Here is a 16,907-nt window from a genome sequence, read left to right as displayed (position 1 = left end):
CTCGCCGCTCCAAGCGGCGAGCCGCCTGTTCATTGACGGTTGTCAGCGGCAAGCATGGCGGCCGGGTGCCGTTGCCGGTAAATTCCACTCATGTCCACCAATGCCGAGACATCCGAGACGGCCGCGCCGCCGGAGCCGGCAACGGCACGGGAGCCCGCCTTCGTCGAGGAACCGGCGGAGAAGCCGGCCCGGGCGCTGGCCGGCGGGGTGGGCTGGGCGGTGTCCACAGTGGCCTTCGGGGTGGCGCTGCTGGTGCTGTATCAGGCTTTCTGGCCCCTGGCCCAGGGCAGCCAGTTCTACCTCATGGTGTTCCTCACCTGCGTGCTGCCGCTTGTTTTCCTCGTGTACCGGTCCCGCGCGGCCAGCACCGGCGACAAGCCGACCGCGCTCGACTGGGCGCTTGCCGTTGCCGCGTTGGTGGTCTGCGCCTATCCGATCCTGCCGGTGTCCATTGGGGACGGAGGTTTCGGCGGCGGATATGACGCCTTCCTCGACCGGCAGGGGCTGCTCAGCGCCGCCGATGTGGTGATGGGCACCATCCTGCTCCTGCTGGTGCTGGAGGCGTGCCGCCGTACCACCGGGTGGGCGCTGCCCATAGTGGGCCTGCTGTTTCTGGGCTATGGGTACTATGGCGGGCTCCTGCCGCAGTCGTGGTCCATCGCCCACGCGGGCCTGGACTTCGACCAGCTGATCGACGCGTTCTACAACTCCGGCAGCGGTTTTTACGGAACGCCGCTGGACGTCGCGGCCACCTACATCGTGCTGTTCACCATCTACGGTGCGGTGCTTGAGCTTTCGGGCGCGGGCCAGTTCTTCGTCGACCTGTCCGTGGCCGCCTTCCGCAAGTCGCGCAGCGCCGCCGGCCGCACGGCGGTGGCTTCGGGGTTCCTGCTCGGCACGGTGTCCGGCTCGGGCGCGGCCACCACCATCGCCACCGGCGCGGTCACCTGGCCGATCCTGCGCCGCGCCGGTTACCCGCCGGAGCGGGCCGGTGGCATGCTCGCCGCCGCGGGGGTCGGGGCGATCCTGTCCCCGCCGACGCTGGGCGCCGCCGCTTTCATCGTCGCCGAGTACCTGGGTGTGTCGTACCTGACCGTGCTCGGCTGGGCGACCATCCCCACCCTGCTGTACTACCTCGGCATCCTGCTCGCCGTCGAGATCGATGCACGCCGCTTCGGGGTAAGCGCAGTCGAGGTCGCGGCCGGGTCGCCTTGGCGGCTGCTGGCGCGTTTCGGGTACCACTTCAGCTCCCTGGCCGTCATCGTGGTGTTGCTTGCCCTCGGGGTCAGCGCCGTGCGTTCCGTCGTCTACGCCACGGCACTCGCTCTCCTACTGTCCCTATTGGACGGACGGCATTGGCCCACTCCGCGCAGGGTCTTCGACGCCTTGGCCGCTGGGGTGCGCTCGGTGCTGCCGGTGGCCGCGATCTGCGCGGCGGCGGGCATCATCACCGCGGTCACCACCAAGACCGGGCTCGGCGCTCAGATCGCCTCCCTGCTGGTGCGGGGCGCCCGCGCGCTTTCCGAGCAACCGTCGGTGGTGCTGGTGCTCACCGCTATCTTCGCCGCGATCGCCCTGATCCTGCTGGGTTTGGCTGTTCCGGTGACGGCCTCGTTCATCATCGGCTGGGTCATCATCGGGCCGGCCCTGCTCAACCTCGGCGTGCCGGCTTCGGGCGCGGCCATGTTCGTCTTCTACTTCTCGGTCCTGTCCGAGGCGACCCCGCCGACCGCGCTGGCCGCGGTCGCCGCTTCCGCCGTCACCGGAGGCCGGCCTATCCGCACCATGTGGGAGACGCTGCGCTACACGCTGCCCGCTTTCCTGGTGCCGCTTGCCTTTGTGGTCACCGGTCCGGGCCAGGCTCTGCTCGGGCGGGGGCCGGTGTCGCAGATCGGATGGGCGGTGGCGGCCGCGTGCCTGGGCGTGGCAGCGCTCGCCGTCGCCACCGGCGGCTGGGTGCTGGGCATCGGCGCGGCCGGCCGCTGGGCGCGGGTGATCGCGGCCAGCGCCGGGCTGCTGCTGATGTACCTGCACCCGATAAGCATTTCGATCGGCGCCGGGTTGCTCGCCTGCGCCGCCATTGTCAGCTTCATCGATCGGAGGGGGATGGCATGAACAGGTCCATAGCCGTCACATTGGTGTTCAGCCTCGGTCTCGCGCTCACCGGATGCGGTGGGCGGCAGGAGAACGAGAAGGGTGACACGGCAGCGCAGATCACGTGCACCGTGGAAAAGGAGACCCGGATAAGCATCGCCACCGGCAACACGACCGGTGTCTACTTCGCGCTGGGCAACGCTTATGCCGAGCAGATCTCGGCGGCCACCGGCGGCAAGGTGAAGGCGACCGCGGCCGAGACCGGCGCCTCGGTGCAGAACATCCAGCAGCTCGTCGCGGGCAACTACCAGGTCGCGTTCTCCCTCGCCGACACCGCGGCCGATGCGGTGCAGGGCAAGGAAAGCTTCGACAAGGCGCAGCCCGTGCAGGCGCTGGCCCGCATCTACAGCAACTCCACTCAGGTGCTGGCGCGCACCGGCTCCGGCATCAACACGGTGGCGGACATGAAGGGCAAGAAGGTTTCCACGGGCTCACCGAAGTCGGGCACCGAGGTCATCGCCAACCGGGTGCTGCGCGCGGCCGGGCTCGACCCCGACAAGGACATCTCCGCTCAGCGCCTCGACCTGACCAAGACGGTCGACGGAATGAAGGACGGCTCGATCGACGCCATGTTCTTCTCCGGCGGCCTGCCCACGCCCGGCATCACCGACCTCACCACCACGGCCAGGGACAAGGTGAGGTTCATCGACATCGCGGCCTTGACCACCGAGATGAAGAAGATTAATCCTGTGTACGAGGAAGGCCTCATCCCGGCCGCCGTCTACCAAACCCAGGCGGACGTCAAGACGATAGTGGTACCCAACGTGTTGCTGGTCAAAGACGACATCGATGTCAACCTGGCGTGCGTGCTCACCAAGGCGCTCTATAACAAGCAGCCGGAGCTGATGAAGGTCAACGGCGCCGCCCGTGGCATCACCCTCGACGTCGCGCGCAAGACCGCGCCGGTGGTGCTGAACCGCGGTGCCGAGAAGGCTTTGGACGCACTCAACGCAGCGAAGTGAGGTAGCACATGAAACACGGGAGGCCGTGGGCGTGGTCGCGGGTGGCTGTGCGGGGCGGAGTCGTTCTCCTTGTCCTGGCAGGCGCGTCGACCGCGGGTGTGCTGGCGTTGAGCAGCACCGGGGACTCCCGTGGCGCCGAGGTGACACTCGGCTCGCCGCAGCCCGAAAGCACTGCGCTGGAGGAGATCCCGGCCGCGTCGCAGAGCCCGAGCCCGGCGCCGTCGGGTTCGCCCGGGGCTGTTGCGGCCGGGACCGATGGCGGGCCTACCGCGGCCGGCGGGTTCGGGCATCCGGTCTACACCCGGGCGGAGATCGATGCCTGGTCGACCGGCTCCGCTGAGTACACCCGGCTGGCCGGTTCCTGGGCCGGCAACGTGAACCGTGACTACGCGCCGTTCGGCCCCGAAATCAGCAGTGTCGAACGTGACGTGTTCCGCGACGAGTCCGTCTACATCAAGGTTCAGGCGGTGCTGTGGGCCACCGACGGCAACGCCGCCCGGCGCAACAAGGTCATCGCGCTCTTCAACGATCTGCGCGGCGTCACCTCGTTCCAATGGGACTCGGTCGAGCAGTATCGCCTCGTGGCCGGCTGGTCCGCGACCAACCTCGCCCAGGCCGCGGCCATCATCGGCTACAGCGACTCGGGGTTCCGGCGATTCCTGGTCAGCGTCTGCTACCCGATCATGGATTGGCCCGGCAATCCCAACTGGCACGCCAGCTTCGCCGATTCCAAATTGGCCATTGCCGCCTATGTGGGCGACCCGGCGCTGTGGGCCGATGCCAAGGCCTACTTCTACCAGCGGATCGCGCAGTCGATCTATCACGCCACCTATGACGGCAACAAGGTGCGCCCGTTGCTCAACGCCAGCGGCTCTCCGTCGATCAGCGCGACCAGAAACCATTGGGGTGGCGGCTGGGGCGAGAGCGCGAATCAGATCAACACCGATCTCACTCCGATCAATCCAGCCCAGTTTCCCAATGGCACCAACGCCGAGCGCACCCGCGACCTCGGTCACGTGTCGATGGGCCTGGGCGCCTGGATGCACGGCGCCCGCACCATCCTGGCGCAGGGCAACACTTTGGAGGCGCACGCCCGTGACCGCCTGCGGGCAGCTTATGCCCACCACGCCCAGCGGGTGCTCGCCTACCTGAACACCGGGGTCATCCCCGCCCCGGCGACCGCGCGTGGCGACGGCGGCGAGGCCTACCTGATGGCCTGGTTCGGCGCCTGTCGCCTGTTCGGCGCGAACACCCCGGCCGAGGTGCAGACCCTCTGCCGTCACGGGCAGGTGACCGGCCGCCCGGCGGCGGGCGCCAATCATCTGGTGGCCGAGGCGTTCGCGGACAGAACCTGACCCCACAACAAAAGTGGCCTTCGTCACCCTGCGGCAACCCCACCGCGTCCGGCCAGCTCACACTCCAATATGGACAGCCGACTGCCAATCTTTAGAGGTAAGGCCGGACTAATGCATGACCCTGCATCAACGGCCGCGATGAAGGGTTTATATACGGATCGTTGTTGATCCGCTACGGATACGGACTTGTGGGCTTCTCGGCGGTCGGCGAAAACTGGCGCTCGACTCTTTCACGACGGCATCACGGGGGCTTCGATGCTGCGATTGCGTTCGCGCGTCCTCATTTTGGCGACGGCGTCGGCAGTGGCGCTGACTATCGCTATACCGCTGGGCACACCGCAGCCCAAGGGAAGCGGCGAGTTCCCGCTGGCGTCGCTGTTTCGGGCGATGGCGGCGCAATTCGCCTGGGCCGACCCGCCGTCGGGGCCGCGTCAGGCGCGCGGCGGCCCGGTGGACGGCGAGCATGAGGCCTCGCCGGAGACGACAAGGGCCAATGGCGGCAACGGGCGCAAGCCGGGCAAAGTGGCGGGGGCGCTGGAGGCCTACGAGTCCAAGACACCCGACCGTCCTGAGTGGACGACCCCGGCCGAGACGCGCGGGTTCGATGCGCAGACCAGCACCCGGGTGGCCGAGGCGGCGACCCGCACCACCGACGTGTTCACCAATGCCGACGGTTCGGTGACCAAGCGGCAGTACAGCAAGCCACACAACTACCGCCTGCCCGACGGCACCTGGCGGCCCATCGACGCCACCCTGGTACGCGACGCGAGCGGCGGGCTGCATGTCGACGCGAGCCCGGTGCGGCTGCGCCTGCACGGCGGGCTGACCGAGCGCCGGGGGCTGCTGCCCGACGGCGGCGAAGGCGTGCCTTCCTACACCGGGCTGTCCGAGCTGGCGACGGTGACGCTGCCGGGCGGCCAGTCGATCAGTTACGGGCTGGCGGGTGCGGCAGCGGTGCCGGCCCAGGTCACCGGTGCGACGGCGCGCTACCGCGACATGTTGCCGCACACCGATGTCGAGTTGCGGGCCAGCGGCGGCGGCCTGCGCGAGACGCTGGTGCTTCACTCGCCGCAGGCGGCGTCCTCCTGGGTGTTCCCATGGCGGTTGCAGGGCCTGCGGGTGCGTTCGGAGCGCAACGGCTCACTGTCGCTTGTGGACAGCGCCGGGCGGGCGGTGGCGACGGTTCCCGCGGGCTCGATGATCGACGCCAAGGGCGCGGTCTCCAGCGCCGTGCGCTACGAGGTCGTCGATGCGCAGATCCGGGTCACCGCAGACGAGGCGTGGCTGCGCGATCCGGCGCGCAAGTTCCCGGTGCGGGTCGACCCGACCATCACGATCATTGAGGACGCCGACGTCTACGTCGACGAGAGCACGCAGACCGGCGCCGCCGAGCAGAACGGCGAGTCACTCGCGATCGGCCTGCACAGCCCGGGCGGAAAGTCGCGAACCTTCCTTGCTTTCAATGACTTCGCCGGGGGGACAGGAAGCCCCTCCCTGATCGGCAAGAAGCTGGCCAACGCCAACCTGTGGCTGTTCCACAACTGGTCGCCCGACTGCACCCAAACCCGCCCGTTCACGGCTCACCGCGTGCTGCAGCCGTGGGACGTCAACACCCTGCAAACCGGCGCGTGGCCCGGCCCGCAGATCTCGCCACCGATCGGCGAGTTCGAGATCTGGGACAACCACCCGGGGTGTGAGAACCCGGGCATGATCGGGGACATCGGCGAGTGGTGGTACATCACGCTGGACCCGTCGACCTTCAACGACTGGTCGCGCGGCGAACCGAACTACGGCTTGGCGCTGTCCGCTTCGGACACCGATCCCATGGCGGCCAAGCGGTTCGCGTCGATCGACTTCGACCAGTTCTCGGCGCCCTACCTCGATCTCCTTTACGCGGACAACCAGGCGCCGCAGGTGGAACGCCAGCTGCCCGAGCACGGCGCGCAGGCCGCGACGCTGACCCCGCTGCTGAGCATCGTGGCGCGCGATCCCGACAACTGGCCGCAGGCCATGACGACCACCTTCCTCGTCTTCAACAAGGACGGCGTGAAGGTCGCCGATTCCGGCCCGATCGGCGAGGACAACTGGAAGGTCCCGGTGGGCGCGCTGCGCTGGGGCGAGGTGTACACGTGGACGGCCATCGTCTCCGACAGCAACAAGGCCTCGACGTCGCAGACCATCAACCTGCTGTCCACGCTGGTGACTCAGCCCTCGGTCACCTCGGTGCTGGCCCAGAACACCGACAAGGGCTTCTCGCCCACGGCCGGCAACTACACCACCGCCGCGGTGGACGTGCAGGTTCCGTCGGTGGGGCCGGTGGTGTCGATTACCCGTTCCTACAACAGTCTTGACCCGCGCAAGGCCGCCGGGTTCGGCGCCGGCTGGTCGACGCTGGTCGATGTGGCGGCCACCGAGAAGCGCGACCTGGAGTCGAACCAGGTGCAGACCGTGACCATCACCTACCCCAATGGCCAGGAGGTGACGTTCGGCCGCAACGCCGATGGCGTGTACACCCCGCCGCCGGGGCGCTTCGCCACCCTGACCGAGATCGTGGGGGGCGGCTACGAGCTCATCGACAAGGAGGGCACCGGCTATCGGTTCACCGAGCCGTCGGCGGTGGCGGGCCGGCTCGGTCTGACCCGGGTGACCGACGCGCAGGGCCGGCAGATGACGCTGCAGTACACGTCGGGCAGGGTGAGCTCGCTGACCTCCGCCTCGGGCCGGAAGCTGCGGTTGACCTGGGTGACGCCAAGTGGCGCCACGGCGGCACACGTCGACACGGTGCGCACCGACGCGCTGGTGGCCGGTGACGCGACCTCGGAGTCGGTGTGGACCTACACCTACACCGGCGACAGGCTGACCAAGGTCTGCCCGCCCACCTCGACAACCAAGTGCACCGTCTATACCTATGTCAGCGGGCCGCAGTATCCAAGCACAGTGCAGAATCTGGGGCCGCGCACCTACTGGCGGCTCAACGAGACCAGCGGCGACAAGGCCTACAACTCGGTGATCGAGAACGTGGTCTCCGGCTACGGCAGGTACACGGGTGTGACGTTCGGCCAGCCGGGTCCGCTGGTGGGATCCACCGCCACCTCGGCCGCGTTCGACGGTTCCAGCTCCCGCATCGAGTTCGGCACCACCTTCGCGCCGGGCGGCCAGCGGTCAATGTCGATGTGGTTCAAGACCTCGACCCCGGGCGCGATCCTTTTAGGACAGACCCGCACCAACATCTACACCGGTCCCGACGAGATCGGCACCGGCTACTTCCCCCAGCTGTATGTGGGATCTGACGGGACCCTGACCGGTGGCTTCCCCACCCGCTACGGTCCCGGCCCGCTGGGCAAGCTGACCGCGCACGGACCGCACAAGTGCGTCGACGTCATCGGCGACCAGCCGGTCGACGGCGCCGGGCTGGAGCTGGGTTCGTGTGTCGGCGGCGAGACGCAGCAGTGGTCCCTGGACGCGCAGGAAAGGCTGACCGTCACCAAGGCGGGCGTCACCAAATGCGTGGAGCCGGCCGTGGCGGCCGGCGGCAATCCGCTGGGAGTCAGGCTCACGCTGTCGGCCTGCGACACCGGCCAGGACCAGAAGTGGGTGGTGAAGCCCGACGGCGAGATTGAGCACGTGCAGTCCCAGCTGTGCTGGGGGCCGAAAGCCTACGAGGTCTGGGAGATCGATCAGCCTCTGGTGATGGGCACCTGCAGCTTCTACACGTCAGACTTCATGACCCGGCTGTTCACACCTTCGGTGCACAATCCCATGCGCACCACCGTCAATGTCGCCGACGGGCAGTGGCATCACGTGGTGCTCAGCGGGGCGGGGTCGACCCAGACGCTCTATCTCGATGGGGTTTCGCGGGCACAGAAGAGCGGCACCATCGAAGACGCGCATCTGGGCCGCACCTATGTCGGCGCGGGCGTCCTGGGCGGCGGCTGGCCGAACCAGCCTTACGCGCCGGCCGACGGCAGCGACCTGGGTAAGGGCAGCTGGTTCACCGGCAACATCGCCGACCTTGCCTACTTCGACCAGCCGCTGAGCGGGGAGTCGGTGGCGCAGCTGTTCAGCTCCAACCAGGCGACCAAGCTGCTCAACAAGATCACTCAACCATCGGGTGCGGTGAACGCGAGCATCTCCTACGACCTCACCAGCGGCAGCGTCTCGCAGGTGACCGACGCGCACGGCGGGGTGTGGAAGCTGGGCAAGCCAACGGTTTCGCCCTCCAGTCAGTCCTATGTCTCGACGGTGCTCGCCTCCGATCCGTTCGACTACTACCGGATGGCCGAAACCGGGGTGACGACCGCGGTCAACGAGGTGAATGCCAGCGAATCGACCTACAGCTCGGTGAGTCTGGGCATCAAGGGCGCGCTGTTCCCGGACACCACGGTGGCGGCGTTCAACGGCAACTCCTCCTATCTGCGGCTGTCCACCAAGGACATCCCGAGCACCGGGCCCACCTCGGTCAGCCTGTGGTTCAAGGTGCCGGGCATGGCGGCGACCGGAGGCGTGCTCTACTCCTATCAGGACACTGCCGTGGGCGGCGCCCCGACCGGGAATTTCACGCCCGCGCTCTACGTGGGCATCGACGGCAAACTGCGCGGGCGTTTCTGGTCGGGTGCGATCGCGCCCATCACCAGCACCAGCAAGGTCAACGACGGCCTGTGGCACCACGCGGTGCTCTCGTCCAGCGGCACCGCGCAGTCGCTCTACCTTGACGGGGCCAAGGTGGGCACGCTTAATGGCGCCACCTCCGCGCACGGTGGCAGCTTCGCCTACGTCGGCGCGGGGGCCTGGACGGGTTCACCGTCGACCTTCGGCAACACCGGCTACTTCAACGGGCAGATCGCCGAGTTCGCCTACTTCAAGAGCGCGTTGACCGATGCGGACGTGAAGGCGCAATTCAAGGCCAACTCCACGCCGATGGTGCGCGGCTCCGGCTGGTACAAGGGCACCGGCACCGGCGCGCTGGAGACCGGCTCGGCCAAGGGGCTGGACGCCGCGCACTCCGACGTGCTCACCATGTTCCCGGCCGGGGACATCTTCAACAACGGCACCAACGACTATTTCACCATCGAGACCGACGGCTACCTGTACATGTACCAGAGCGACGACTCGGGCGGCGGGTACTCGGACTGGACCCTGCTCGCCCCCGGCTGGAACACCAAGCAGAACGTCTTCTCGCCCGGCGACTTCAACGGCGACGGCACCAGCGACGTCATCTTCCGCGATGCCGGCAACAACAAGCTCTATCTCTCGCGTTCCACGGGCATCGGCCAGAACTACATGAACTTCGTGGAGATCAGCAGCGCCAACTGGTCCAACCGGGACATCTTCTCGCCCGGTGACTTCGACGGCGACGGCAAGGCCGATGTGCTCTACCGGCAATACAGCGACAACAAGCTGTATCTGCTGCAGGGCAACGGAACAGGGGGATGGAAGACGGGCACCGCGATCCAGCTGCAGACCGGCTGGGGCGGGCGCACCCCCATCCATTCGCGGGGCGACTTCGACGGCGACGGGCTGCCCGACGTGCTGTACCGCAACAGCGGCACCGGTTATGTCTACTACATCAAGGGAGACGGGGCCGGTGGCCTCACCGGTTCGCCGGTGCGCGTCGTGCAGGACTTCCTCGACAAGGAGATGGTGTTCGCCCCGGGTGACATCGACGGCGATGAGAAGGGCGACCTCCTTTTCCGCCGGGTCTACCAATCCAGCGGCGACGACACCGGCCTCAACCCGGGCTTCCGGATGAAGACGGTGAAGGTCACCGATCCCACCAACAAGATCATCACTCATGTGTACGACATGGCGGCCGGCGGGCGGGAGATCGAGCAGATCGACGCGCGTGGCGGCCGGACCCGTTTCGGTTACGACACCGCCGGTTTCCTGCGCTCGACCCTCGACCCGAACGGCAACCTGGTGGTCGAAGACCACGACGTGCGGGGCAACGTCATAGCCCGCACCACGTGCCAGGATCGGTCGGAGGAGAAGTGTTCCACCATCTACACCACGTATTTCCCGGACGCGACCTCGAAGGTGCTCAGCCCCGATCCGCGCAACGACATGCCGTTGACAATGCGAGACGGCCGGTCCAGCTCGGCGGCGGACGACCGTTACAAGACCACGCTGACCTATGACACCCGAGGCAACAGAACAGCGGTGACCGATCCGCTGTCGCGGGTCACCACCACCGACTACACCGACGGCACGACCGGGGTGCCCGCGGGTCTGCCCTGGCGCATCAGCTATCCCGGTGGCGCGGTGGAGACCATCTCTTACCACCCCAATGGTGATGTGGCCACGACGGTGGACAAGGCGGGCCTGGAAACGCGGTACACCTACGACCCGCTGGGCCGGGTCAAAACGATGACCGCGATTTCCGACAGCTACCCGGGCGGGCTGGTGACCCTGCTCGACTACGACAAGGCGGGCCGGCTCACCCAGCAGTCCAACCCCGCGGTCACCAACCGGGTGACCGGCGCGGTCCACACCGCGGTGGCGACTCTGGAATATGACTTCGACGGCCATGTCACCTCGCAGACGGTGGCCGACACCACCGGCGGCGACGCCGCGCGCACCATCCTTAACGGCTACAACACCCGCGGTCAGCTCACCAGCATCACCGACACCCGCGGCAAGTCGAGGACGTTCACCTACGACACGTATGGCAACAAGGTCACCGAGGTTGACCCGAACGGGGTCACCATGGCCTACACCTACGATCCGACAGCGCAACTGCTCACGGTCACCATGAAGAACTGGACAGGCGACCCGAACAACCCGGTGCCGGCGCAGGACCTGTTGCTGCAGTCGCGCTCCTACGACAAGGCGGGCCGGCTCGCCTCGGTCACCGACGCCATGGGCTGGCAGACCCTCTACACCTATTGGGACAACAACCTTCCGGCGACGGTCAGCCGCAAGGACCCGAGCAGCGGTGCGGTTTTCGTGGTGGAGTCCAGCAGCTACGACCCGGCCGGCAACCTCGTCGCCAAGACCACCAACAACGGGGTCACGACGACGAGCATCGCGGTGGATGCGGCCTCGCGGCAGCAGTCGCTCACCCTCGACCCGACCGGGGTGAACCGGACCATCAGCTACACCTTCGCCCCCGACGACACCGTCCTGGCGACTCGGGTCACCGACTCAAGCGGCACCGAGCAGTTCATCGACGCCACCTATGACACCGCGGGCAGGCAACGCACGCAGTCGGTGCGCGGCTCGGCGATGGCCATGTCCTGGACGATGGACCAGCGCGGTCTGCAGACCTCGGTCACCGACTCCGCCGGACACGTGACGCACTTCGAATACGACGAGGCCGGAAGCCTGGCCGTCCAGATCGATCCGTCGACGGAGGTCGAGGAGGGCGGCGGCGCCCCGGTTCAGCTGTTGCCGGTGACCACCGTCGGCTACGACACGTTCGGTGATGAGGTGGAGCGGCGCGACGCCAAGGGCCGGGTGACCGTCACCGCCCGCAACCCGGCCGGTGAGGTGTCCTCGGTGACGCTGCCCCCGTACACGCCGCCGGGTGGCACCCAGCCCATCGTTGCGGTTCACCAGATCCGTTACGACAACGCCGGCCAGATCCTGGAGACCGAGGACCCGCTCGGCCACATCACCGCCAAGGTTTACGACCAGCTGGGCCGGGTGGCCCGGATGACGGCCGCGGACACCGGGGTCACCAGGTTCGCCTACAACCTCAACGGGGACCCGCTGTCGGGCATCGATCCCGAGGGCGCCCGCCGCGAAGCCACCTACGACTTCATGGGCAGAGTGCTCACCACGACGTTGTTCGAGCGCACGCCCGCGGCGGCGTTCACCACATCCTTCGCCTACCACCCAGGGGGATGGCTGGCCTCGACCACGCCACCCGGGCGCGCTTCGACCACGTTCGACTACAACGCGGTCGGCGAGCAGACCAAGGTGACCGATGGTGCGGGCAACGCCAGCATCACCACCTACGATTTCGTGGGCCGGCCGGTGGAGGTGCGGCTGCCCGACGGGACCAAGCAGCGGGCCGGCTACGACGCCGCAGGCAATCCGAACCTGCGTCAGCAGCTCAACGCGGCCGGGGCGGTGCTGGCCCAGGTGTCGTCGACCTTCGACGGCGACGGCCGGATGCTCACCGCGACCGATGCGCGTCAGCACACGAAATCGTTTGAGTACAACGCCAATGGGCAGGTAACCCGATTGGTGGAGCCGACCTCCCCGACGGAGAACATCGTCACCACCTACGGCTACGACGCGGTTGGTGCCCGGACCAGGTTCACCGACGGCAGGCTCAATCGCTTCATCACCACCTACAACGCGTGGAGCGAGGTGGAGTCGGAGGTGGAGCCCGGTGGCGCGACCTTCACCACCGGCTACGACGCGGCCGGCCGGGTCACCACCCGCTCGGCGCCGGGCGGTGTGAGCATCACCAACACCTACGACAACGCCGACCGCCTGATCGGGCAGACCGGCGCGGGCGCGGACGCGTCCACCGCCAACCGCTCCTACGGGTACGACCTGAAAGGCCGGCTGCGCACGGTGACCGCGGGTGGCAACACCACCTCGCTGTCCTACAACGACAGAGGCCTGCTCACCTCGGCCTCGGGTGCGGGGGGAACGTCGAGCTTCACCTACTCCGATGACGGGCAGGTGCTGTCGCGCACCGATGCGTCCGGGACGAGCACCTACACCCATGACAGCGTGGGCCGCCTCGCCACGGTGACCGACGCGTCCACCGGAAACCTTTCCACCTACGGCTACAACTCGCTGTCCCAGGTGAACTCGATCACCTATTCGGCCACCGGCAACAAGCGAATACTCACCTACGACGAACGGCATCTGCCCGACGTCGATGACCTCCAGAACTCGGCGGGGCAGACGATCGCGAAGATCGCCTATGACTTCGACCCCAACGGCAACCTGAGTGCCAAGTCCACCACCGGCTTCGCCGGGTCGGCGAACAACGTCTATACCTACGACTTCGCCAACCGGCTCACGTCATGGGACAACGGTTCCACCATCACGTCCTACGGCTACGACAAGTCCGGAAACCGGACCCAGATAGGTTCCCGGGTCCTGACCTACAACGAGCGCAATCAGCTCACCGGCGATGGGCAGACCTCCTACAGCTACACGCCGCGAGGCACGCTGTCGGGGAGCACGGTCGGCACCGTCACCACACCGTCCACCTTCGACGCCTACGGACAGCAAATCTCCCAGGGCACCCAGACCTACACCTACGACGGGCTGGGCAGGCTGCTGACCACCGGGACGGGTGCGGCGCTGTCCTACTCCGGCATCACCAACCAGCTGGCCTCCGACGGCACCCGCAGCTACAGCCGCGGGCCGAACGGGGAGCTGATCGGCGTCAAGTCGGGCGGCGCCGGCGTCTACGCCTGGACCGACCTGCACCAAGACGTGGTGGGCCTGTTCACCTCGACCGGTTCCACGCTTTCCGCGTCGCGTTCCTACGACCCGCTGGGCCAGGTGATCCAGGAGACCGGAACCGTTGGTGCGCTTGGCTATCAGTCGGGATGGACCGATCCGGCCACCGGCCAGGTCAACATGCACAGCCGCTGGTACCGGCCGAGCGCCGGGCAGTTCGGCTCCCGCGACACCGTCAGCCTCGAATCGACGCCGAACAGCGTCCGGGGCAACCGCTACCAGTACGGCGACGGGAACCCGCTGACGGTGACCGACCCGACCGGCCACGCGGGCGACGGCAACGACTGGATGCTCAACATGTTCCACTCGGCGATCAGCGCCGCCAACATGTTGGTGGACATTGTGCGCCGCTACGCCTCGGAACTCGTCGGCGCGATGATCGACCTGCGTGACCGGCTCATCGACGGTCTTGCCCGCTTCCAATCGTGGATGGTCGAGCAGGCCGAGCGGGCGGCCCAATGGGCACGCGAGCAGGCTGAGCGGGCCGCGGAGGCGGCCAGGCAGCTGGCGCAAGCCGCGGCGGACAAAGCACAGCGGGCCTACGATGCCGCGACCAGCGCCGCCAAACGCATGATCGAGAATGTCGGCCGGTTCGCCGAGGAGACGGCGCGCGTCTTCGCCGATGCCTATACGGCGGTGGAGAACTGGGTCAAGGAACACAAGGCAGACATCGCCGGTTTCGTGGTCAGCGTCGTGGTCGGTGTCGGTTGTGGCATCGCCATCGGCTGGACCGGGGTCGGGGCCGTCGCCTGCGGGGTGGTCGCCAGCATGGCTGGGTCCTTCGTCACCGGCGTGATGCAGGGCAAGACCGGCGCCGAACTGGCCGGTGATGTGCTCTTGGGCGGGCTGACCGGGCTGATCGGCGGTCCGCTGACCGGTAAAGCGTTCGGCGCGATGTTCCGGGGCCTGGGCGGGTCGAAGATCGTCGGCTCGCTGGTCAAGGGCATCGCGGGCAAGGCCACCGTCGGCCTGCAAGCGTTGCGTGGAGCGGGATCGCGGTTGGCCAACGCGGTGCGTGCCCGGGTGGGCAGCGCGGCGGCCAGCGCCCGCAACGGTTTGTCCAACATGGTTTCGAAGGTGCGCGGCATGTTCCGCCAGGTGGCCACCTGTGGTCACAGCTTCGATCCGGGCACGGCCGTGGTGATGGCCGGCGGCGCGCTCAAGGCGATCAGCGAGGTCAAAGAGGGCGACCTGGTGGTGGTCACCGATCCGTCGACCGGGGAGACGACCACCCGGCCAGTGGTCAAGCTGCACCGCAACGTGGACCGCGACCTCACCGAGGTCCGGGTGAAGGATGCCAAGACAGGCAAGGTTTCCGTGCTCAAGACCACGAGCACGCATGCGGTCTGGAACGTGGACAAGCAGACCTGGACCAAGGCCGGCCGGCTCCAGCCGGGCACGACGCTCAGCGAAGGCTCGGTCGTGTCGGTGAAGACGACGACCGGCGAAGCGGAGATGTACGACCTCACGGTGAAGGGGATCCACACCTACTACGTGGTGGCCGGTGACTCCGCGGTCCTGGTGCACAACTGCCCGCGGCACCTGGCCTTCGGCCGCAACTTCGAAAAACCCCTCAACCACCGTATCACCGTGTCGGCGTTCGCCTTCGACATGGACGCAGAGCATCTGCTGCTGGCCGAGAACTGGCGAGAGCAGGTCAAAGAGGCGATCGCGGGCCTGGCCACCGGCAAGACCAAGATCTCCTTCATGCTCGAGTACATCAAGGGATCAGGCAGCGGGCCGGCCGAGGCTCTGAAACAAGCGAGGCTGGCGTTGAAGGCGGCAAAGGACCAGTTCCCCGATGCGAAAGTCAACGATCTGTTCGATTACACCTTCCTCGTAAACGACAAGTCCAAGCTGTCGCATACGCAGATCGAGCTGATCCTCATCGGTGATGCCAAATTGATGGACAAAGTAGACTTCTACTCCTGGAACGACGCCTACAAACTCTGGGAGAAACTGACATGACGAGCAGGTTGCCAGGCGCGTTGCCACTCATCGACGACAGGCACTTCAACCTGATTCGATGGGAGCTCGGCCACCACTGGATGCTCCTGCGGGGAGGCCGGGAGTTCAGGGATCCCCCGGCCGACCCCGGTCCCTCCCTCGAGCTGCTGTTCACCAACGTTCAGCGGATCTGCCTGTCGACCGGGTGGGATTCGCTCGCCCTTAGGGTAAGCACCGATGAGGAAAGGTCGCAGATGGAGGCCCATCTCGGCCAGCGCATATGGTTCGAGAACCACCTGTTCTTTCTCAAGGAGGGGTCGCCCGACCACTACGTGATCGCCGGTGGCCTCTACTGGGCCGAGATCGACCACCACAGCCACTTCACGCTCTGGGACCAGAACCGCGATCCGGAAGGCCCCAAACCGATCGGGGACGTCTACTACTCCTACGACGCGCCGGAGATCGTCGCGGCACGGCGAGCCGCCTGGAAACACGCCCGCGACACCGAAAACTAGGCGGTTTTGAAGAGGCTGACGACGTCGTCGAGGCGGCTGATGATGAAGGCGCAGATCGCGCCGGCCAAGGCCGCGATCACCCATACCTCCCACGGTGCGGAGGGCTGACCTGCGGCCAATGCACCGGTCACGGCAGCTGCGAGCAGGCCGGTGTTGCGCACCAGGTGGACAGCGCTGAAGGCGGCGGGAGCGGAGCCGCCGAAGCAGCGGCAGGCGACCTGCTCGCGGCGGCGCAACGATCGAAGGATCACCGCGCTGAAGGCGGCCAGGAGACCTATCGCCAGCAGGAACCCCAGCCGGGTGACGGCTGTGCTCAGGGGCACCAGGACGATGGCGACCAGCGCCTCGACGAGCCCGATCGCCGCCGCGGCGACCCTCGAAGGCCGGCCCGCGCGAAAAAGGCGCAGCTGGACAAGGGTTTCGGCGAACAGGCGCAGCGAGGTCGCACTGCCCACTTTGGACAGTGCCGACAGCAGGAAGGTCGCGCCGATCAGCCATTGCGTGAAAACCAGGAGAGCCGTCACCGCACCATCGTAGCGAGTCGG

Annotated in this window: 6 protein-coding genes; 5 read left to right on the top strand and 1 reads right to left on the bottom strand. The window is 67.3% G+C overall.

The features are described 5' to 3' along the window. The first annotated feature begins 90 nt into the window (after positions 1-90). The 5 genes from Rhe02_RS29820 (at position 91) to Rhe02_RS29800 (ending at position 16,362) form a co-directional block, all read left to right on the top strand. Positions 91-2,115 (top strand): TRAP transporter permease, encoded by a 2,025-nt coding sequence (locus Rhe02_RS29820; protein ID WP_203911724.1) that lies wholly within the window; start codon positions 91-93, stop codon positions 2,113-2,115. Next, positions 2,112-3,116, top strand: coding sequence for a TAXI family TRAP transporter solute-binding subunit (locus Rhe02_RS29815; protein ID WP_203911723.1), 1,005 nt, complete (start codon positions 2,112-2,114; stop codon positions 3,114-3,116). Before Rhe02_RS29820 ends, Rhe02_RS29815 begins: the two co-directional genes overlap by 4 nt. A gap of 8 nt (positions 3,117-3,124) precedes the next feature. Further along, complete coding sequence (locus tag Rhe02_RS29810) at positions 3,125-4,471, top strand: hypothetical protein (protein WP_203911722.1); 1,347 nt, start codon at positions 3,125-3,127, stop codon at positions 4,469-4,471. Positions 4,472-4,726: 255 nt separating this feature from the next. Beyond that, positions 4,727-15,868: a LamG-like jellyroll fold domain-containing protein gene (locus Rhe02_RS29805; RefSeq protein WP_203911721.1), complete on the top strand. Its 11,142-nt coding sequence runs from the start codon at positions 4,727-4,729 to the stop codon at positions 15,866-15,868. Further along, the gene (locus Rhe02_RS29800; RefSeq protein ID WP_203911720.1) at positions 15,865-16,362 is read left to right on the top strand and encodes a hypothetical protein; all 498 of its coding nucleotides are present in this window, start codon (positions 15,865-15,867) and stop codon (positions 16,360-16,362) included. Before Rhe02_RS29805 ends, Rhe02_RS29800 begins: the two co-directional genes overlap by 4 nt. Here Rhe02_RS29800 and Rhe02_RS29795 read toward each other — a convergent pair. Further along, positions 16,359-16,886: a MauE/DoxX family redox-associated membrane protein gene (locus Rhe02_RS29795; protein WP_203911719.1), complete on the bottom strand. Its 528-nt coding sequence runs from the start codon at positions 16,884-16,886 to the stop codon at positions 16,359-16,361. The two genes, Rhe02_RS29800 and Rhe02_RS29795, sit on opposite strands and share 4 nt — an antisense overlap. Positions 16,887-16,907: the final 21 nt, after the last annotated feature.

Source organism: Rhizocola hellebori, assembly GCF_016862955.1.
Taxonomy (GTDB): Bacteria; Actinomycetota; Actinomycetes; order Mycobacteriales; family Micromonosporaceae; genus Rhizocola; species Rhizocola hellebori.
The sequence above is the reverse complement of the archived record's forward strand: the minus strand, read 5'-3'. Positions and strand labels throughout refer to the sequence as shown.